This window comes from Pseudomonas sp. lyk4-R2A-8 (genome assembly GCF_030209095.1).
Classification (GTDB): domain Bacteria; phylum Pseudomonadota; class Gammaproteobacteria; order Pseudomonadales; family Pseudomonadaceae; genus Aquipseudomonas; species Aquipseudomonas quebecensis.
This window is the reverse complement of the sequence record NZ_JARVSS010000014.1, coordinates 154,821-172,403: the sequence shown is the minus strand read 5'-3', so window position 1 is coordinate 172,403 and position 17,583 is coordinate 154,821. Positions and strand designations below refer to the sequence as shown.

General features: G+C 61.8%; 20 protein-coding genes, 1 tRNA gene and 3 pseudogenes. 11 read left to right on the top strand and 13 right to left on the bottom strand.

Features of this window, described 5'->3' with window-relative positions; all coding sequences use genetic code 11:
* Positions 1-188: 188 nt before the first annotated feature.
* A complete protein-coding gene (locus tag QRN10_RS15300; protein ID WP_181081139.1) occupies positions 189-1,205 on the bottom strand; it encodes a DUF4917 family protein in 1,017 nt (338 codons plus the stop codon).
* 124 nt (positions 1,206-1,329) lie between these two features.
* On the opposite strand from QRN10_RS15300, the gene yiaY reads away from it, so the two are divergent.
* From yiaY to QRN10_RS15270, 6 genes are all read left to right on the top strand, one after another.
* Positions 1,330-2,478, top strand: a complete 1,149-nt coding sequence (yiaY, locus tag QRN10_RS15295) for an L-threonine dehydrogenase (protein WP_181081138.1) — start codon at positions 1,330-1,332, stop codon at positions 2,476-2,478.
* A gap of 111 nt (positions 2,479-2,589) precedes the next feature.
* Positions 2,590-3,264, top strand: a complete 675-nt coding sequence (locus QRN10_RS15290; RefSeq protein WP_285428651.1) for an NAD(P)H-binding protein — start codon at positions 2,590-2,592, stop codon at positions 3,262-3,264.
* Entirely contained in the window at positions 3,264-4,217 is a 954-nt protein-coding gene (locus tag QRN10_RS15285) for a LysR family transcriptional regulator (RefSeq protein ID WP_181081136.1), read from the top strand. The genes QRN10_RS15290 and QRN10_RS15285 overlap by 1 nt, the downstream gene beginning before the upstream one ends.
* Positions 4,218-4,319: 102 nt before the next feature.
* Positions 4,320-5,513 carry a CaiB/BaiF CoA transferase family protein gene (locus tag QRN10_RS15280; RefSeq protein ID WP_181081135.1) on the top strand — a complete coding sequence of 398 codons (1,194 nt, stop codon included), beginning with the start codon at positions 4,320-4,322 and terminating at the stop codon, positions 5,511-5,513.
* Entirely contained in the window at positions 5,510-6,451 is a 942-nt protein-coding gene (locus QRN10_RS15275; protein WP_285428650.1) for a hydroxymethylglutaryl-CoA lyase, read from the top strand. Before QRN10_RS15280 ends, QRN10_RS15275 begins: the two co-directional genes overlap by 4 nt.
* A gap of 60 nt (positions 6,452-6,511) precedes the next feature.
* Positions 6,512-7,840 carry an MFS transporter gene (locus QRN10_RS15270; protein WP_266248368.1) on the top strand — a complete coding sequence of 443 codons (1,329 nt, stop codon included), beginning with the start codon at positions 6,512-6,514 and terminating at the stop codon, positions 7,838-7,840.
* Positions 7,841-7,847: 7 nt separating this feature from the next.
* Here QRN10_RS15270 and QRN10_RS15265 read toward each other — a convergent pair.
* Positions 7,848-7,973: pseudogene (locus QRN10_RS15265) on the bottom strand (DMT family transporter); the annotation flags it as partial.
* Between QRN10_RS15265 and QRN10_RS15260 the strand changes: the two are divergent.
* The 4 genes and pseudogenes from QRN10_RS15260 to QRN10_RS15245 form a co-directional block, all read left to right on the top strand.
* A pseudogene (locus QRN10_RS15260) lies at positions 7,972-8,196 on the top strand (type 2 periplasmic-binding domain-containing protein); the annotation flags it as partial. The pseudogenes QRN10_RS15265 and QRN10_RS15260 overlap by 2 nt on opposite strands.
* Positions 8,197-8,285: 89 nt before the next feature.
* On the top strand, positions 8,286-8,696 hold the full coding sequence (fos, locus tag QRN10_RS15255) for a fosfomycin resistance glutathione transferase (protein WP_181081131.1): 411 nt from the start codon (positions 8,286-8,288) through the stop codon (positions 8,694-8,696).
* A gap of 49 nt (positions 8,697-8,745) precedes the next feature.
* Positions 8,746-9,387, top strand: coding sequence for a LysE family translocator (locus QRN10_RS15250; RefSeq protein WP_181081130.1), 642 nt, complete (start codon positions 8,746-8,748; stop codon positions 9,385-9,387).
* 118 nt (positions 9,388-9,505) lie between these two features.
* On the top strand, positions 9,506-10,033 hold the full coding sequence (locus QRN10_RS15245) for a DUF4142 domain-containing protein (RefSeq protein WP_181081129.1): 528 nt from the start codon (positions 9,506-9,508) through the stop codon (positions 10,031-10,033).
* 55 nt (positions 10,034-10,088) lie between these two features.
* On the opposite strand, the gene QRN10_RS15240 is transcribed toward QRN10_RS15245, so the two are convergent.
* The 11 genes and pseudogenes from QRN10_RS15240 to QRN10_RS25330 form a co-directional block, all read right to left on the bottom strand.
* Positions 10,089-10,514, bottom strand: a complete 426-nt coding sequence (locus QRN10_RS15240; protein WP_181081128.1) for a low affinity iron permease family protein — start codon at positions 10,512-10,514, stop codon at positions 10,089-10,091.
* Between the two features lie 130 nt (positions 10,515-10,644).
* Positions 10,645-11,145, bottom strand: a complete 501-nt coding sequence (locus tag QRN10_RS15235; RefSeq protein ID WP_285428648.1) for a methylated-DNA--[protein]-cysteine S-methyltransferase — start codon at positions 11,143-11,145, stop codon at positions 10,645-10,647.
* A gap of 100 nt (positions 11,146-11,245) precedes the next feature.
* Positions 11,246-11,578 carry a hypothetical protein gene (locus QRN10_RS15230; protein ID WP_181081126.1) on the bottom strand — a complete coding sequence of 111 codons (333 nt, stop codon included), beginning with the start codon at positions 11,576-11,578 and terminating at the stop codon, positions 11,246-11,248.
* Positions 11,579-11,719: 141 nt separating this feature from the next.
* Complete coding sequence (locus tag QRN10_RS15225; RefSeq protein ID WP_181081125.1) at positions 11,720-12,025, bottom strand: DUF6482 family protein; 306 nt, start codon at positions 12,023-12,025, stop codon at positions 11,720-11,722.
* 38 nt (positions 12,026-12,063) lie between these two features.
* Positions 12,064-12,588 (bottom strand): DUF3833 domain-containing protein, encoded by a 525-nt coding sequence (locus tag QRN10_RS15220; RefSeq protein ID WP_181081124.1) that lies wholly within the window; start codon positions 12,586-12,588, stop codon positions 12,064-12,066.
* Between the two features lie 207 nt (positions 12,589-12,795).
* Positions 12,796-12,869, bottom strand: a tRNA-Gly gene (locus tag QRN10_RS15215).
* Positions 12,870-13,038: 169 nt separating this feature from the next.
* Positions 13,039-13,923: an alpha/beta fold hydrolase gene (locus QRN10_RS15210; RefSeq protein WP_285428646.1), complete on the bottom strand. Its 885-nt coding sequence runs from the start codon at positions 13,921-13,923 to the stop codon at positions 13,039-13,041.
* Positions 13,924-14,227: 304 nt separating this feature from the next.
* Positions 14,228-14,920, bottom strand: a complete 693-nt coding sequence (locus QRN10_RS15205; RefSeq protein WP_181081122.1) for a pseudouridine synthase — start codon at positions 14,918-14,920, stop codon at positions 14,228-14,230.
* Complete coding sequence (locus QRN10_RS15200) at positions 14,920-15,132, bottom strand: cysteine-rich CWC family protein (RefSeq protein ID WP_181081121.1); 213 nt, start codon at positions 15,130-15,132, stop codon at positions 14,920-14,922. The genes QRN10_RS15205 and QRN10_RS15200 overlap by 1 nt, the downstream gene beginning before the upstream one ends.
* 84 nt (positions 15,133-15,216) lie before the next feature.
* On the bottom strand, positions 15,217-16,080 hold the full coding sequence (locus QRN10_RS25335; protein ID WP_409523076.1) for a methyl-accepting chemotaxis protein: 864 nt from the start codon (positions 16,078-16,080) through the stop codon (positions 15,217-15,219).
* Positions 16,075-16,839: pseudogene (locus QRN10_RS25330) on the bottom strand (MCP four helix bundle domain-containing protein); the annotation flags it as partial. The pseudogene QRN10_RS25330 and the gene QRN10_RS25335, both read right to left, overlap by 6 nt.
* 316 nt (positions 16,840-17,155) lie before the next feature.
* On the opposite strand from QRN10_RS25330, the gene QRN10_RS15190 reads away from it, so the two are divergent.
* Entirely contained in the window at positions 17,156-17,536 is a 381-nt protein-coding gene (locus QRN10_RS15190; RefSeq protein ID WP_181081119.1) for a hypothetical protein, read from the top strand.
* Positions 17,537-17,583: the final 47 nt, after the last annotated feature.

Here is a 17,583-nt window from a genome sequence, read left to right as displayed (position 1 = left end):
CTGACGCAGAGGGGGTGTGAAAACGTCGCGGATGATATCGAGAATTATTGTCATTTGTCTCCAGGTAAAGCTGGCTTTCCTTATATCGTTAGGTCTCGACACATGTTCAGCGAAAATAACACCCGAGACCACAACCCGTGTGTGCGCCGCTCCGCCTGTGGTGTCTGCCTTTCGATGGGTGCCGTGACTTATGGCTCCACAGGGACCGACAACGCCGGATTGCCCAGCGCATGGGTGCGTGCCGCAAAGAACCTCAGCGCCACTCCGGTGCCGTCGAACAACTGCGAATACCGGCGCTTCTGCTGACGAATGAAGCCATCACTGCGCCCTGAAACCGAGATCGCCAACAGGCTCGGCCTGGCATGACGAATCGCGTCCACCAAATGACTGTCCTGCGTGCCCAGCTCATGGCCGAAGATGCACAGCGCGCCCTGGTGAGCGAGCAGTTGCGCGTAACAGAACGACAGGTAGTCCGAACCGCGGATGGTCTTGAGCTTCTCCTGCACCGTGCCTTCGCTGACGAACAGCGGCACATCGTCCAGGGTCTTGAGCGTGTTGTTGATCGCGAAGCTGCTGAGCAGCGTGCTGTCGGTGGTCGGCAGTTTGCGTGCGGTGCCGTCCAGGTTGCGCACCAGGTGCAGCCCGCCGTGCAGGTACAGGATACGCGTGGCCTCGCTGCGGGTGTCGCGCAGGTCGAAGCGGGCGTCGGCGCCGCGGAACAGGTCATCGATGCCGGGGGTGTGCAGGATCGCCCAGTAGTTGAGCAGGTCGTAATTGCTGGTGAACACAGTGGGGTAGCGGGCCAGTTCCGCATTGATTGTCGCCAGCGTCGACGGCTGCACCAGGCGCCAGGGAATATGCACGGCGTGAATCGTATTGATCAGCGCCTCCTTGATCGCGTAGTAGCGATTGCGCGGCGCGGCCGAGCTGACTGCCAGCGCTTTGTTGACCCGGCTGGTGGTTTTCAATGCGCTCAGGGCTTGCTCGAAGCTGCGGGTCTGCAACGCATCGAACACACTCAGTTCGGAGGCGCTTAAGGGTTTTTCTTCAACGGTGCGGGCGTTTTCGAACAGCGAGTCGTAGGCAAAGTCTTCCCAGATCGCCCGGCTGGCGCCGTTGCCGATCAGTATCGCGCTGAAGTCGTGGGTGCTGCGCAGCGCGCTCCAGTCTTCAAGGTGGGCGTCAATATCCTGGAAATCCTTCATTGCGGCGGGTCTACTCGAAATCTGCTGGGCGGTGACTTTATCACGAGCCGGCGTTGATCCTGATCAAGGTGCGCCCTGCGGCTGAGGTTGATGCTGTACGTATAACGTCATCCGAGGATTCGCCATGAGCAGCACTTTCTTCATTCCAGCCGTCAACATCATGGGCACCGATTGCCTCGACGAAGCCATGAACGCCATTCGCAACTACGGCTTTCGCAAGGCCCTGATCGTCACCGACGCGGGGCTTGCCAAGGCCGGCGTGGCCGCGATGATTGCCGAGAAACTGGCGATGCAGGACATCGACTCGGTGATCTACGACGGCGCCAAGCCCAACCCCAATGTGGAAAACGTCGAAAAAGGCCTGGCGCTGTTGCAGCACAGCGCCTGCGACTTCGTGGTGTCCCTGGGCGGCGGCTCGCCCCATGACTGCGCCAAGGGCATCGCGCTGTGCGCCACCAACGGCGGGCATATCAGCGACTACGAAGGGGTCGATCAATCAACCAAGCCGCAGTTGCCGCTGGTGGCCATTAACACCACCGCCGGCACCGCCAGCGAAATGACCCGGTTCTGCATCATCACCGACGACACCCGCCACGTAAAAATGGCCATCGTCGACCGCAACGTCACGCCGCTGCTGTCGGTCAACGATCCGTCGCTGATGGTCGGCATGCCCAAGGGCCTCACCGCCGCCACCGGTATGGACGCGCTGACCCACGCCATCGAAGCCTACGTGTCCACCGCCGCCACGCCGATCACCGACGCCTGCGCGATCAAGGCCATCGAATTGATCAGCGCCAACCTGCGCCTGGCCGTGCGCGACGGCAGCGATAAAGCCGCGCGGGAAAACATGGCCTACGCGCAGTTCCTCGCCGGCATGGCCTTCAACAACGCGTCCCTGGGCTTCGTGCATGCCATGGCACATCAGTTGGGCGGTTTCTACGACTTGCCCCACGGCGTGTGCAACGCAGTCCTGTTGCCTCACGTACAAAGCTTCAACGCCAGCGTCAGCGCCAAGCGCTTGAGCGACGTCGGCCGCGCCCTGGGCGCCGATACCCAAGGCATCAGCGATGAAGAGGGCGCCCAGGTCGCCATCGCCGCCATCCGCAGCCTGGCCCACGACGTGGAAATCCCCGCCGGCCTGCGTGAACTGGGCGCCAAGTTGCAGGACATCCCCCTGCTGGCCACCAACGCACTCAAGGACGCCTGCGGGCTGACCAACCCACGCCGGGCCGATCAGCGTCAGATCGAGGAGATCTTTCGCAGCGCGTTCTGACAGGGGCGGGCATCGGCCGCAAGCGGTAAGCTACAGGTTGCCAAAGTGTGGAACTTCCACTGCGATCAACTTGCGGCTTACCGCTTGCGGCTTAATGCTGAGGTCCCTTTTATGAGAGTCTTGTTATTCGGCGCCACTGGCATGGTCGGCCAGGGCGTGTTGCGCGAGTGTCTGCTGGCGGCGGATGTGCAGGAAGTCGTCGCCGTTGGCCGCACCCCGCTGCCGCAGGTGCATGGCAAGCTGCATCAGGTGTTGCACGCCGATATGCTGGATTTCCAGGCGTTGGAAAATCTGTTGCAGGGCTTCGATGCGTGTTTCTTCTGCCTGGGTGTTTCTTCGGCGGGCATGAATGAAGCGCGCTACACCCATCTGACTTACGACTTGACCCTGGTCGCTGCCAGCACCCTGGCGCGGCTCAATCCGCAGATGACGTTTATCTACGTGTCCGGCGCCGGCACCGACAGTACCGAGACGGGCAAGTCGATGTGGGCGCGGGTCAAGGGCAAGACCGAGAACGCTTTGCTGCGCTTGCCGTTCAAGGCGGTGTACCTGTTCCGCCCCGGGGTCATTCAACCGTTGCACGGTGTGCGCTCCAAGACGCCGCTGTATCAAGCGTTCTACAGCTTGTTCGGGCCGCTGCTGTCGCTGGTCCGTCGGGTAAAGCCTGAATGGGTGGTGAGCACCGAGTCGGTTGGTCGCGCGATGTTGGCGGCGGTGCGCCATGGCGCGCCGCAGGCGGTGGTGGAACAGGCCCAAATCCAGCGTCTGGCCGGCGAGCGTGTGTGATGTTGCACAAGAGTCTGGTACGGCGCCTGGACCTGATCACCCTGCAACTGTTCGTCGCGGTGTTCGAAGAAGGCACGCTGACCCGCGCCGCCACCCGTGAAGCCATTGCGGTGTCCGCTGCCAGCAAGCGCCTGATGGAACTGGAACAGGTGCTTGGTGTGAGCCTGTTTGTGCGCCGGGCCAAAGGCATGGAGCTGACTGCCGCCGGTGAGACCCTGCTGCACCATGCGCGCAGGATGCTGTTCAACGTCGAGAAAATGGGCCTTGAGCTGGGCGAGCACAGCCATGGCGTGCGCGGCTATGTGCGGATGCTGGCCAATCTGTCCGCGATCATTCAGTTCCTGCCCGAAGACCTGCGGGATTTTTCCGAGCTGCACCCCGAAGTCAAAACCGATCTGGAAGAGCGCCCCAGCAACGGCGTAGTGCAGGGCGTGCTGGACGGGGTGGCGGACCTGGGAATCTGTTCCTGCGACACCGACACCAAGGGCCTGCCCAGCGTGACCTATCGCCACGACAAACTGGTGGTGCTGATGCCGCCGGACCATCCTCTGGCGGGCCGGCCGAGCCTGGCGTTCGCCGACACCCTGGGCAGCGATCACATCGGCCTGCACGCCGCCAGCTCCATCAACATGCGCACCCATGCCGCCGCGCGCGAGGCGGGCCAGATGCTGCGCCTGCGCATTCATGTGCCGGGCTTCGATGCGATGTGCCGCATGGTTCAGGCCAAGATGGGCATCGGTATCTTGCCGCGCAAGGCCTATGAACTGTTCGGACGCCCCCTGGGCCTGCATGCCGTGGCGCTGACGGATGCCTGGTCGGACCGCAGTCTGATTCTCGTCGTACGGGATGAAGCACAATTGTCGCCGGTCAGCCGTTTATTGTTCGACTACCTGAGCCTCTCAATGCCTTCCCTGGAGCGGCCTGACAGCCTGGTCCTACGGAAAAATTCATGAGCGTTCGCGTTTAGCGAACGCTCCTTGCCCACTGACGGTTGGATTTCCCGCGCGGTGCTCCTCTAGCCTTGGTCACTATTCCAAGAATAAGAGGTGCACCCGATGACAGCTCCCCTGAGCGGAATCAAGGTGATCGAGATCGGCACGCTGATCGCAGCGCCGTTCGCCGCACGCCTGATGGCCGAGTTTGGCGCCGATGTGATCAAGATCGAATCCATGGGCCAGGGCGACCCGCTTCGCAAGTGGCGAAAGCTGCATGAAGGCACGTCGCTGTGGTGGTACCTGCAATCGCGCAACAAAAAGTCCCTGGCGCTGGACCTCAAGTCCCAAGAAGGCCTGGGGCTGATCAAGCAACTGCTCGGCGATGCCGACGTGCTTATTGAAAACCTGCGCCCCGGCGGCCTGGAAAAGCTCGGCCTGGGCTGGGAGGTGCTGCATGCCTTGAACCCCAGGCTCACCCTGGTACGCATCTCCGGCTACGGCCAGACCGGCCCTTATCGGGACCGTCCGGGTTTCGGTGCGATCGGCGAGGCCATGGGCGGCATTCGCTACACCACCGGCAACCCCGATTCGCCCCCGGCGCGGGTCGGAGTGAGCCTGGGCGATTCCCTGGCATCGCTGCATGGCGTGATCGGTGCGTTGATGTCGTTGCTGCGGGTCAAGACCGGCCAGGGCGACGGGCAGGTCGTCGATGTGTCCCTGGCCGAAAGCGTGTTTAACGTGATGGAGAGCCTGGTGCCGGAGTACGACATGCTCGGCCATGTGCGCGAGCGCAGCGGCGGGGCGTTGCCCGGCATTGCGCCGTCCAATACCTACCCGACCGCCGACGGTGCCTACGTGGTGATCGCCGGCAACAGCGACCCGATCTACAAACGTCTGATGCACGCCATCGGCCGCGCCGATCTGGCCGATGCGCCGCAGTTCGCCCACAACGACGGCCGCGCCGCCCAGAGTACTTTGCTGGATGCGGCCATTACGCACTGGACCGCCGGCCAGCCGATCGACCGCGTGCTCAGCGTCCTGGAGGCTGCCGAAGTCCCGGCCGGGCGCATCTATTCGGTGGCGGATATCGTCAATGACCCGCACTACCAGGCCCGCGACATGCTGCTCGATGCCCAGTTGCCCGGCGGTGTGTCGGTGAAGATGCCGGGCATCGTGCCCAAGCTCTCGCAAACCCCCGGCGGCGTGAAGTGGCAGGGCCCTGCGCTGGGCCAGCATACCGACGAAATCCTCGGCAACCTGGGCCTGAGTGGCGCCGATATCCAACGCCTGAAAAACGCGGGGGTGGTGCAATGATCCATAACTATGGCGACCCGCTGATCGTGCAGGAAGTCTCGCCGCGCGACGGCCTGCAGATCGAACCGACCTGGGTCGAGACCGCCGACAAAATTGCCTTGATCGACCAGTTGTCCCTGGCCGGTTTTTCCCGCATCGAAGCCGGCTCGTTCGTGTCGCCCAAAGCTATCCCGGCGTTGCGCGATGGCGAGCAGGTGTTCCAGGGCATCGAACGTCGGCCGGGGGTGATCTACGTGGCGCTGATCCCCAACCTCAAGGGCGCCCAGCGCGCGATCGAGGCCCGCGCCGATGAATTGAACCTGGTGATGTCCGCCAGCCAGACCCACAACCTGGCCAATATGCGCATGCGCTGCGAAGCCTCATTGGCGGCTTTCGCCGATATCGCGCGGTTTGCCGCCGAGCATCCGGTGCGCCTCAACGCCAGTGTCTCTACGGCGTTTGGCTGCCCGTTCGAAGGGCGCATCGACGAAGACCGTGTGCTGCAGATAGTCGAGGCGTACCAGGCCATGGGGATTGAAGGCATCAGCCTGGCCGACACGACCGGCATGGCCAACCCGCGTCAGGTGCAGCACCTGGTCAAGCGCGTGCTGCAGCGGGTTTGCGCAAGTGACCTGACCCTGCATTTTCATAACACCCGTGGCTTGGGTTTGTGCAACGTGCTGGCGGCTTACGAAGTGGGCGCGCGTCGGTTCGATGCGGCCCTCGGCGGCCTGGGTGGCTGCCCGTTTGCACCGGGGGCGTCGGGCAATATCTGCACCGAAGACCTGGTCAACCTGTGCGACGAAGTGGGGATTCACACCGGCATCGACCTGCCGCACCTGTTGCAGCTGTCCCGGCGCTTGCCGGTCTTGCTGGGCCATGAACTGCCAGGGCAGGTGGCCAAGGCCGGGCGTAATTGCGATCTGCATCCGCCACCGGCGCACACCGCCGCGCTGTAACGCCATACCAGACAACAAAAACAATCGGACGCCTTGGAGCGGTCCGCTGGGAGAAAAACAATGAGCACCAACACAGTAGAGACCGGCGCGCGCCCGGTCGGTGAAGTCGATCCGGTCAAGGCGGTGGTCCGCAAGGTTGCCTGGCGCCTGATGCCGTTGATCATGGTCTGCTACCTGTTCGCTTTTTTTGACCGCATCAACATCAGCTTCGCCAAGTTCCAGCTGCAGGCCGACCTGGGCCTGAGCAACACCGCCTACGGCCTGGGCGCGGGATTGTTCGTGATCGGCTATGTGATCTTTGAAGTGCCGAGCAACATGATGCTGTACAGGGTCGGCGCCCGCCGTTGGATCGCACGGATCATGGTGTCCTGGGGCCTGGCCACGGCGGCCATGGTGTTCGTCACGGCCGAATGGCAGTTCTATGCCCTGCGCTTTCTGATCGGGGCCATGGAGGCCGGGTTTGCCCCCGGTGTGCTGTATTACCTGACGTTGTGGTTTCCCCAGGACTTCCGTGGACGCATCACCTCGATGCTGTTCCTCGCCTCGGCGTTTTCCGGGCTGGTGGGCGCGCCGTTCTCCGGCCTGGTGCTGGAACACATGGACGGGGTGCTGCAGATGCGCGGCTGGCACTGGTTATTCCTGCTGGGCGGCCTGCCGTGCGTGGGGCTGGCGTGGATGGTGCTGACGCAATTCAAGGACCGCATCGAAGACGCGCCGTGGCTGAGCGCCGAGGAAAAAACCCTGCTCGCCAGCCGCATTGCCGTGCACGAGGTGCACAAGAAAGGTTCGCTGCTCCAAGCCCTGCGCATCCCCGGTTTTCTGATGCTGGGATTGATCTACTTCCTGATCCAGGTAGCGTCTTACGGACTGAACTTCTGGGCGCCGCAATTGATCCGCAGCGCGGGCATCGAAAGCGCGGTGGTGATCGGTCTGTTGACCGCCATCCCGTATATCTGCGGCGCGATTACCATGGTCGTGGTAGGACGCTGGTCGGACGCCACCGGTGAGCGGCGTAAGTTCGTCAGTGGGTTGGTGGTCATGGGCGCTGTAGGGTTTTTCTGCGCGGGTATCTTCGATGACCAGCAGGTGTTTCTGATCATTGCCTTGGGCCTTTTGGGCGCCGGCATCATTGCTTCGATCCCGACGTTCTGGACCTTGCCGCCCAAACTGTTGGCGGGCGCCGGAGCAGGGGCGGCGGGCGGGATAGCGCTGATCAACACGCTGGGCCAATTGGGCGGGATCGTCAGCCCGGTGATGGTGGGGCGCATCAAGGACATTACCGGCAGCACCACGCCGGCGTTGTATGTGATTGCCGTGTGCGCCTTGATCGCCGCCGCACTGTTGATGTGGGGCCTGCCGCAGAAAATGCGCACGTCCGACAAGCGCTGACGCGGGTTCATGCGGACGCCAGCGCTTTGCCTGGCGCGCCGCCGAACTGAATCAACGCCACGCCCCCCATCAGCAACAACGCCCCGACCACCCGGGGCGTTGTCAGCTGACGCTCTGCAAGACCGAACAGGCCGACTTACCTGGCACGCCCCCACGTGCTGTTGGAAATGCGCGGCAGCGGCACCCCGGAAATCGAGCGGGTACTGAGGGCGATCCGCCAGCGCCGATATGTGGCGATCAGCCTGCCGCACTGGGGCGTGGCGCCACAGTTGATCCTGGGCACGGACCTGATCCTGACGATGTCCGCCCGTGGCGTGCAGAACGTTGATCATCGGCAATTGCTCACCCTGCCACCTACAAGCGGTGGTGGGTTGAGGTCCGCTCGCTTCATAATCTGCGCTCGCACTGTTGGATCTTGCTCACGCTATTGCGCCGAGGAAATATCATGCTTTCTGGTTTCAACCACCTGACTCTGGCCGTCACCGACGTGCCGCGCAGCGTCAATTTCTACCATGATGTGCTGGGGCTTCAGCTTGACGCCACGTGGGATAATGGCGCGTATTTATCATTGCCGGGGTTGTGGTTGTGCCTGTCCCTCGACCGCTCATGCGGGTCGGAGCCGGCTGCGGACTACACGCATTACGCGTTCACGGCTGAGCCGCAGGGGTTCACCGCGCTGGTCGAACGTCTGCGTACCGCCGGTGTGCAGGAATGGCGCGATAACCGCAGCGAGGGCGCCTCGTTCTATTTTCTCGACCCCGACGGCCATAAGCTCGAAGTCCACGTCGGCGATCTGGCTTCGCGCCTGCGAGCCTGTCGCACCCGGCCTTATACCGGCATGACCTTTTACCCGTAACGCCGGAACGTGCAAAATCCTTGCACCGCTCACTTATCAGAGTCGCGCCATGACCCCTTCGTTGCTGCTCGCTGTGCTTGCTTCGGGTTTTATCTACGGGATTACCCCTGGCCCCGGTGTACTGGCCGTGTTCGGCATCGGTGCCGCTCGTGGTCGGCGGGCCGGAGCGGGGTTTTTGTGCGGGCATTTGCTGGGGGACGTGGTGTGGTGCAGCACTGCGTTGATTGCCATCGTCGGTGCGCGAGAGGTGGGCAGCAGCGCGTTCGATGTGCTGGGCGTGCTCAGCGGTGCGTATCTGTTCTGGCTCGGCTGGCGCGCGATTCGCACCCGGCGTCGCAGCAGCGATGCTCCCGAGGGCGCGGCGCGGCATCCGTTCTGGCACGGCATTCTGTTTGGTTTGACCAACCCCAAGGCCTACCCGGTGGCGGTGGCCACCTTTACTGCGTTGTTGTCCAGCCGTGCCGAGCTGCTGACCTGGTCGATGCTGCCGTGGTTGATTGTGTTGAGTTTTATCGGCGGGTTGCTGGCTTATGGGATTCTGATCGGCGTAGTCGGCGCTCATCGGGTGCGCACCCTGTACCAACGGCATGAAATTCTTATCACCCGTCTTTGTGGCCTGATGTTTATCGGTTTCGCCATCAACGCACTGGCCCATGCCTTGCCCGGCTTGTTTGGCAGCAAAGCGGCCTGACGAGCCGATGACCGTTCGTCGCACTGGTAAGTTTTTTCTAAACCTTTACTCCTGTGAAAATTCGAATTCAGGGCGGGGCCTGTGCCCCGCCCTAATTTTTGCTCTGGAGGAACCCATCATGAGCCGCATGGCTATCCGGTTACGCACCGCCAGTTTCGCGATGCTGCTGGGCCTCGGCACCAGCAGTGCTTTCGCCCAGTCGCCCGCTGAGTTTATCGAGCAGGCGTCGGCCAAGGGCATGGCCGATATCGAGACCAGCCGCATGGCCCACTCCAAAACCTCGTCCCAGGAAATCAAGGACTACACCATCGAGGTGATCAACGAGCGCACCCTGGCCAACCAGCATCTGGCGGCCATCGCCAAGAAGCTCGACCTGCCGGTGGCCCCGCGGGAAAAAATCGTCGATAAAGCCGAAACCCTGATGCCTGAACTCAAGGACGGCGACTCCTTCGATGCGGCCTACACAGCGCAGCAGGTCAAGGAAAACGAAGAGGCCATCGCACTGTTCAAAAAAGAAGGCGCCGCTTCCGATGTGCCGGAGATTAAAGCGCTGGTGGATGAAACCTTGCCGCGCTTGGAAGAACGTCTGCAAAAGGCGCGTGCGTTGGCATCGACCTATGGCAAAGGCCACCAAGGCGACGGTTGAACCGGTCGGTTGAATAACGAAACGGCGGTTGGATAAGCTCCAACCGCCGTTTTTTTCAGGCCTGGTTCAAGTCGGTTTTCGTCGGCGCCGCATCGTCGGCGGCATGCCCGCAACTGCTGTTGAGGTTGACCGTCCCGGCCTGGCCAATGCTGCGGTATTCCTGACGCAGTTTTTCCAACTCCTTGCGGTCCAGGCCATCAAGGCTCAGGACGGCGTTCTGAGCGTCCTTGGACACGCGCAGCAGCTCATCGATCTTGATATGCAGGATGTCGTTGTCACGGTTCTGCGTGTTCTGGATCAGGAACACCATCAGGAACGTGATGATGGTGGTCGAGGTGTTGATGATCAGTTGCCAAGTGTCGTTGAAGTGAAAATAAGGCCCGCTCAGGCTCCACGCCAGAATCAGCGCCACCGCTGTGTAGAACGTCCGGGGGCTGCCTGCCCAACGGGACAGGGTTTGTGAAACAGCGGAGAATTTCATGACCGTTTTCCTCAAAGAAGTGGGTGATGAATAAACTGACCGCAGCTGAGCTTTGAAATTTCTTTTTACAAATACGCAGGCGGACGAGATGAATGTTCAAGTCCGCCGATACCTTCGAAAAAACCAGCCATTAAAAAAGCAGCCCCGCCTGACCAGTGCCTTCCAGCGCCAGCAGATACTGTTTGGCTTGCAGCCCTCCGGCGAACCCGGTCAGCCCGCCGGACGCGCCGATGACGCGATGGCAGGGCGCGATGATTGAGATCGGGTTGCGCCCATTCGCCGCGCCCACGGCACGCACGGCTTTCGGGTTGCCGATCTGCTGGGCGATCTCACTGTAACTACGGGTTTCGCCGAAGGGGATAGTCAGCAGCGCCTGCCACACCAGCTTCTGGAAAACGGTGCCGGTGAAGTCCAGTTCCAGCTCGAACCTGTTGCGCCTGCCGGCGAAGTACTCGGTCAGTTGACGTTCGGTCTCCAGCAGTACCGGGCTGTCATTGGCCTCATTCAACTGCCCCAGTCGGACGCGGTTGGCGCGCTCGGTTTCCCAGAGGATGGCAGCGAGTTTGTCATCGCGCGCCACCAGAGTGAGCACGCCAACGGGCGAGGGCATAAGCTTGTAGTGGCAGGGCATGAGCGGTGTCCTCGACTGGGTGGGGTTAAAAGCGACAGGCCCATTCTAGTGCCGCCCGCCTCAGTGAAAACTACGTTTCTTGCGGTGCAATTCCCAGCCGTTAGAAGTACCCATAAACCCAGCTGGCGTGGTACTCGTACCAGTAATACCAGGCGATCAGATACGGCACCTTGAGCAAGGATGCAGTCCCCAACATGAACAACGAAAAGGCATTGAACACGGTGACGATCAGCGCGAACAGGGTCACGCGCCGGCTGGCATGGCGGCTGGCGAACCACACGCCATAGGCCGAGGCAGCGATGCTGCCCAGCCCCAGCAACAGCCCGAATGGGAATGGCAGCCGCAAAAACGACACCAGCAAGGGCAACACCAACACCCAGCCGATGACTTGACGCCGGATGTGGCGGGGAGTGGTTGGGGCGTATCCAGGCATGCGTCATTCCGCGCTCAGGCTCAAGGGATGGTCATCATCACTATAGTGAACCCTCGCGCGCATTCGGATTTTACTGAGTATCCACCCGCTTCCCGCCGCTGCGTTTCTGGCCGCTCATCGCATTGATCGGCTGAAAGGCCCTCAAAACGTGGCGCCCAGCGAAAACGGCACGCGCAACGCTGCGATGGGCCCATCGCGGACCCCGCACATCTCGTCATGTGCGCACTGTTGCACCAGCACACAGGGGAAGGGCGTCACGCCCAGCAGCAGGTCACGCAGGTGCGTGGTAGAGCGGATGCGCAGCGGCTGGCCATCCTCTCCCAGCAGCGTCGCTTCCCCATGGTCAAAGCGGATGCGCGCCACATAGAAACCGCCTTCCAGCGACAGCAGTTGCAGCTCGCGGACTTCACCTTTTGCAGCCCGATCCGACAGCATTTGCTTATTCATCATTCACCCCAAGCCTGTCGAAAGGCACGACAAGCGCTTTATTGGCGACGGAAAAACAACGTGACCTGGCCCCACTCGACACCGAACTTGGACATGCTCGAACGGTTGATCAGTGTGTCTTCGTCCATCAGGTACATCCAGTCGTCGAAGCTGACCTCATACACCGAACCGTCCACCGGCAGGTTGAGGCGGTAGCGCCAGCGCAGCGCATTCCCCGCCACTTCGCCGATGGCCTCGCCGACTACATCTCCGGCGCGCCCGCGCCAATGGCCCGGGCCATCCGGGGTCAGTGTCCACACCCGACGCTGGCGCGTGCCATCGCTGTACACAAAGCGCTCGTCGAGAATCAACTGCTCGCCTTCACGGCGGCTGTCGATCTGCACTTCAAAGCGCTTGACCACTTCCCCCGAACGCTTCTCAAAGATGCCCCAGGCCTTGACCGGTTTACTGAAGAATCGCTTCAGGTCCAGGGTGGGTTGCTGGTCGGCATAGTGATCGACCCCCACGCCGGTGCAACTGCACAGGCTTAGCACCAGCCACAGTGAAACCAACAGACGCGCCATGCTCTCACTCCATGAACGTGCGGGGAAAGACACCCCGATAGGGCGTAATACTTGTACAAAAATATAAATTTGTACAGGTTTTTGCGGCAAGCAGCGGAGTGACCAAGCGCTGTGATGGCTGAATCGCATGCATAAAAAAACCGGCCACCAAGGACCGGTTTTTCAAGCGTTCCCGTCGGTAACTGCGTGACGGGAAGCACATTTGAGTGGAGCGGGTGAAGGGAATCGAACCCTCGTTATCAGCTTGGGAAGCTGGAGTAATGCCATTATACGACACCCGCTCAGAGCGGCTGACTTTGTACCAGATGTGCGCCGGGATTTGAAGTTTTTCTTTGGGAAATGTACGGGTTGCGCGCAGTGGCCGATCCGGCGAACGCACTCAATGCGCGTGCTGGCTTACGGTGGCGAGCCGGTTCGCTCGTCACCGTAAGCCAGCACTGAGCCTGTGTTTCACAGCGCGAAGGCGTGCTGGGTCTGGCCCTGGTCATAGCGCAAGCGGCTGGGGCGGCGTGTGTGTGTCAAGAAGCCCACCACGGCTTCACGGCTGTCCCTGCATGCCGCCTTGTGCTCCATGTCCAGGAAGTGCCCGGTGGCCTGGATGACGCTGAAGCTGCTGTGGGGCACGTAGTGCCCGAACTGCCTGGCGTCTTCGGCGCTGGTGTACTCGTCCCATTCGCCGTTGACGAACAGCACCGGTATATCGATTTGCCTGGCGGCCTTGAGGTAGCACAGTCGATCGCTGTTCAGTACCTGGCTGATGTGGAAATGCATTTGCCCGTATTCATGCTCGGCCAGGCTGCTCACGTGCTTGTAGTTGAAGCGCTTGAACAACGACGGCAGGTGTTTGCCGATGGTGGTATTGACCAGATGGCCGACGCGATCGCGGTCCAGGTTGCCCAGGTAGTCGACGCCGCGTTCGAGGTAGTCGCGCATGGGCGCGTTGATCACCGGTGAGAACGAGCTGATCACGGCCTTTTCCACCCGGCGCGGGCGCTGGGCGAGGGCCACCAGGGTGGCGGCGCCGCCCCAGGAAAACGACAGCACGTGTTCGGCGGCGAAATGGTCGATCAGCTCCAGCAGGATCTGGCCTTCAACGTCCTTCGTCAGCATATGCTCATGGCGGTTGTGGATCTTGGAGCGGCCGGCGTAGGGCTGGTCGTACAAAACCACATTGAACTGCGGGTGCAGGCTTTTCACGGTTTGGGCGAAGGATGCCGTGGTGGCCATCGAGCCGTTGACCAGGATGATGGTCTTTTCAGCAGCGTCCGCGCGATAGAACTCCGTGTAAACCCGATACTGACCCTGTATATCCAGCACAGCGATTTCTGGCCTCATGTCGTAAGACTCCTGGCAAGCGGGTAGGGCGCGCAGAACACTCTGCACGCGCTTTGTGACAGGCAGGCATACGCCTGGAAAAGGAGGGCCCATGTCGGTCCGATAACGGCTGGCCGGCGGGTGTTGTTATGGCGGGCGGTTTGCCTGGAAGGCCCGTGGATCAAGCGCGGGCGGGGCAAGGTAGGTCTTGGAGGTTATAGGCGACTCATCAGTCATAGTGCGGCTGACGTGGTGATTCAAGCAGCAGACCCGGGATGCCGCAAGGCGCTCGAACCGGTTTTTGCCTGCACCGGCTGAACGGTGGTCAGACCTGGCGGATTTCCGCGTCGGTCAATGCCCGATACTCGCCCGGCGCGAGCGTCGCATCCAGCTCCAGCGGCCCCATGCGCTCGCGGTGCAGATCGATCACTTTATTATCGAAATGCCCGAACATCCGTTTGACCTGATGGTAGCGGCCTTCGACGATGCTCAAGCGTGCAATCCTCGGTCCCAGCAACACCAGCTCGGCGGGCTGGGTGGTGAGGTCTTCGAAAGCAAAGTACAGGCCGGCGGCGAACGTCGCCGCGTACTCAGGGCCGATGTCCTGTTGGGTGTGGACCCGATACACCTTGGGCAACTTGGTCTGCGGTTGCGTCAGGCGGCGCGACCATTGGCCGTCGTTGGTGATCACCAGCAAACCGGTGGTATTGAAGTCCAGCCGCCCGGCGATATGCAGCTCGCCTTTATCCGGCTCGTCCAGCCAGTCGAGCACGGTCGGATGTCGGGCGTCCGCCGTCGCACTCACGCAACCCTTGGGCTTGTGCAGCATGAAATAACGCGCCGGTCTGCCCGCCTGCAGCACTTGCCCGTCCACGCACACCCGGCTGAATTCGCGCACGTCATGATGGGGATCGCTGACGGCCACGCCGTCGACGCTGATCCGGCGTTCCACCAGCAGCAGGCGCACTTGCTGGCGATTGAAGCGCGGCAGGTTGCTGAGGAAACGATCGACACGCATCAGGACGGGCCGGCGTCGCGCAGTTGCTGGTCGACCTGGGCGCAGCGCGGGCACAGGCAGGCCTGGTTGCGCAGTGCATCGGGCAAGGCTTGGAGCACTGCCGGATCGATGGTGACGCTGTAACACCAGCAGGGCTGGTCAACGCGGCGTGGGTCGGCCAGGGCGCAGTCGTTGCGGGCACCACAGGCGGGGCAGAGGGTGGGCGTGGTCATCGGTGGGTTCAGACGGTATCGGGCAAGGAGCCGGTCAATTCCGGCGTGCCTTGCACGATACAGGGCCGACCTTGCGTCGGCTACTCAGAGCTTGAACTTGCTCACCAGCACATTGAAGGAGGTGGCCAGGCGCGACAGGTCCTGGCTGGAGGCGTTGGTCTGGTGCGCACCGGCCGCGGTCTGGGTGGACAGGTCCTGGATATTGAGCAGGTTGCGATCCACTTCACGGGCCACTTGGGCCTGCTCCTCGGAAGCCGAAGCGATCACCAGGTTGCGCTCGTTGATCCTCGCCACGCTGGCGGTGATGCGCTGCAGCGCTTCACCGGCACTCTGCGCCAGGGTCTGGGTGTTATTGGCCCAGGTCAGGCTCTTGTTCATCGCCGCCACCGCGCCATCGGCACCGACCTGTACTTCGCCGATCATTTTTTCGATATCGACCGTGGACGTCTGGGTGCGATGGGCCAACGCGCGTACTTCGTCGGCAACCACGGCAAAACCACGGCCTTGCTCGCCGGCGCGCGCCGCTTCGATCGCAGCATTGAGGGCCAGCAGATTGGTCTGGTCGGCGATGCTGCGGATTACGTCGATCACCTTGCCGATTTCGCGCACCTGGTTGGCCAGGTCGGCGACCGATTGCGTCGAATCGTTGATCTCCAGCACCATCGACGACATGCCCGACACCGCCTGTTCCACTTGCTGGCGACCCTCCTCGGCTTCGGTGGTGGCCTGGTGCGAGGCTTGCGAGGTCGATACGGCGTTGCTCGCCACTTCGTCCACTGCGGCGGTCATCTGGTTTACGGCGGTGGCCGCCTGTTGGATCTCATCGTTCTGGCGGGTCAGGCCGCGGCTGCTTTCATCGGTGACCGCGCTCAACTCTTCGGCGGCCGAGGCCAGTTGATCAGCCGCATTGGCAATTTCCACCAGGGTGCTTTTCAGGCCGCCCTGCATGTCGGACAGCGCCATCAACAGTTGCCCGGCTTCGTCGGTGCGCTCGGTGAGAATGGCGTGGGTGAGGTCGCCGTCGGCAATGCGCTGGGCGCTCTGTACCGCCTGTGCGATGGGGCGCGTGATCAGACGGGTGATCAGCACGCCCACGCTGATGGCGATGATAAAGGCCAGGACGATGCCGCTGATCATCCACGTCAACGCGCTGTCGCGCAGTTGCTCGGCAGCGATGGCGCCTTCCTTGATCTGGCGGTTGTTGGAATCGATGATTATGCGGATCAGTTCCCGCGCCTGGCGGAACAGCTCGTTGTTGGTGGTGTTGAGCTCCACGCGGGCCTGGTCGATCTTGCCGCCGTCGAGCAGCGTCATGATGCGTTCGGCACTGCTGATGTAGGTTGGCCAGATCTGATCGAGCTTGTCACCGGCCGCCCGTTCGTCGTCTTCCAGCGGGGTTGCCCGGTAGGTGGCGTAAGCGGCCTGGCTGCGCTTGAGTTCATTGCCGATATCCTGGCGTACGCGGTCACGGTCCTGCTGCGCCACATCGCCTCGGCTGGCGTCCATCAGGCGGTACAAACCTCGGTTGTGCGCCACCAGCCCATTAAGGGTGGCCGCCGTATTACTCACGGACACCAGGTTGTTGGAAAACGTCAGTTCCAACGCCGTGGCGAGCCGAACGACCCCCTTGATACCCAGCAGGCCGACCCCAAGGGTGACCAGCGCACACAGTAGAAATGAAAGCAGCAGCTTGGTTGAAATTTTCATGGCTCGAATCCGGGGATGTTAGCGAAGGATGCACGCTAGAGCCTCCCTGGCGTCGCGCGACATCATAATGACATCATCGTAAGCCGAAGAGTTTCGGTGTTTCAAAATTAACTGAAACGTTAAAGCTGAAGCCGCCGTGGGAGCCGCTGGCGACGTGGCTTCGGCGGCCTTGCCGCCGGTCGACATAGATGTATCAATGTGTTGCCGGAACGCACCAGATTCCGTTTTTGATGTCAGATATTTCGTCATTCGGTGAAAGCTGAATGCCGCCCTTCAGCGTCGCTGAAGGTGCTCCCTCGCGGTCCAGGAGGCCGCCATGTATCGACGAATGCTGCTCAGCGCTTTACTCGGTCTGACCCTTACCGCTTGCGTGCCTTATTACGATGGAGGCCAGAGCTATTACCGTTCCGAGGTCTACACCTCACCTGCACCGGCGTACTACTACGGTGGCGGTTCGGTGTATCAATACCGACGCGACTACTATCCGGCACCGCGTTATTACACGCCTGCGCCGCGCTATTACTCCGCCCCGCGTTACTACCAGCCGGCACCGCGCTATTACCCTGCGGGCCCGCGCGCCGGCTACCGGCCTTATCCAAACCCGGGTTGGGGCGATCGTGGAGGGCATGGTGGCTATGACCGGGGCGACCGCGGCCATCGAGGTGATCATGGACAAGGCCGCGGCGGTCACCGCTGAAGGTCCTGAATGAGCAGCGGCGCATCGAGCGCCGCTTTTTTTTGCAA

Bases quoted from the DNA above. Each gene is read 5' to 3' on its own strand.
- QRN10_RS15300 (WP_181081139.1), bottom strand. From the start codon at position 1,205: ATGAAGGATTTCCAGGATATTGACGCCCACCTTGAAGACTGGAGCGCG.
- yiaY (WP_181081138.1), top strand. From the start codon at position 1,330: ATGAGCAGCACTTTCTTCATTCCAGCCGTCAACATCATGGGCACCGAT.
- QRN10_RS15290 (WP_285428651.1), top strand. From the start codon at position 2,590: ATGAGAGTCTTGTTATTCGGCGCCACTGGCATGGTCGGCCAGGGCGTG.
- QRN10_RS15285 (WP_181081136.1), top strand. From the start codon at position 3,264: ATGTTGCACAAGAGTCTGGTACGGCGCCTGGACCTGATCACCCTGCAA.
- QRN10_RS15280 (WP_181081135.1), top strand. From the start codon at position 4,320: ATGACAGCTCCCCTGAGCGGAATCAAGGTGATCGAGATCGGCACGCTG.
- QRN10_RS15275 (WP_285428650.1), top strand. From the start codon at position 5,510: ATGATCCATAACTATGGCGACCCGCTGATCGTGCAGGAAGTCTCGCCG.
- QRN10_RS15270 (WP_266248368.1), top strand. From the start codon at position 6,512: ATGAGCACCAACACAGTAGAGACCGGCGCGCGCCCGGTCGGTGAAGTC.
- fos (WP_181081131.1), top strand. From the start codon at position 8,286: ATGCTTTCTGGTTTCAACCACCTGACTCTGGCCGTCACCGACGTGCCG.
- QRN10_RS15250 (WP_181081130.1), top strand. From the start codon at position 8,746: ATGACCCCTTCGTTGCTGCTCGCTGTGCTTGCTTCGGGTTTTATCTAC.
- QRN10_RS15245 (WP_181081129.1), top strand. From the start codon at position 9,506: ATGAGCCGCATGGCTATCCGGTTACGCACCGCCAGTTTCGCGATGCTG.
- QRN10_RS15240 (WP_181081128.1), bottom strand. From the start codon at position 10,514: ATGAAATTCTCCGCTGTTTCACAAACCCTGTCCCGTTGGGCAGGCAGC.
- QRN10_RS15235 (WP_285428648.1), bottom strand. From the start codon at position 11,145: ATGCCCTGCCACTACAAGCTTATGCCCTCGCCCGTTGGCGTGCTCACT.
- QRN10_RS15230 (WP_181081126.1), bottom strand. From the start codon at position 11,578: ATGCCTGGATACGCCCCAACCACTCCCCGCCACATCCGGCGTCAAGTC.
- QRN10_RS15225 (WP_181081125.1), bottom strand. From the start codon at position 12,025: ATGAATAAGCAAATGCTGTCGGATCGGGCTGCAAAAGGTGAAGTCCGC.
- QRN10_RS15220 (WP_181081124.1), bottom strand. From the start codon at position 12,588: ATGGCGCGTCTGTTGGTTTCACTGTGGCTGGTGCTAAGCCTGTGCAGT.
- QRN10_RS15210 (WP_285428646.1), bottom strand. From the start codon at position 13,923: ATGAGGCCAGAAATCGCTGTGCTGGATATACAGGGTCAGTATCGGGTT.
- QRN10_RS15205 (WP_181081122.1), bottom strand. From the start codon at position 14,920: ATGCGTGTCGATCGTTTCCTCAGCAACCTGCCGCGCTTCAATCGCCAG.
- QRN10_RS15200 (WP_181081121.1), bottom strand. From the start codon at position 15,132: ATGACCACGCCCACCCTCTGCCCCGCCTGTGGTGCCCGCAACGACTGC.
- QRN10_RS25335 (WP_409523076.1), bottom strand. From the start codon at position 16,080: ATGCAGGGCGGCCTGAAAAGCACCCTGGTGGAAATTGCCAATGCGGCT.
- QRN10_RS15190 (WP_181081119.1), top strand. From the start codon at position 17,156: ATGTATCGACGAATGCTGCTCAGCGCTTTACTCGGTCTGACCCTTACC.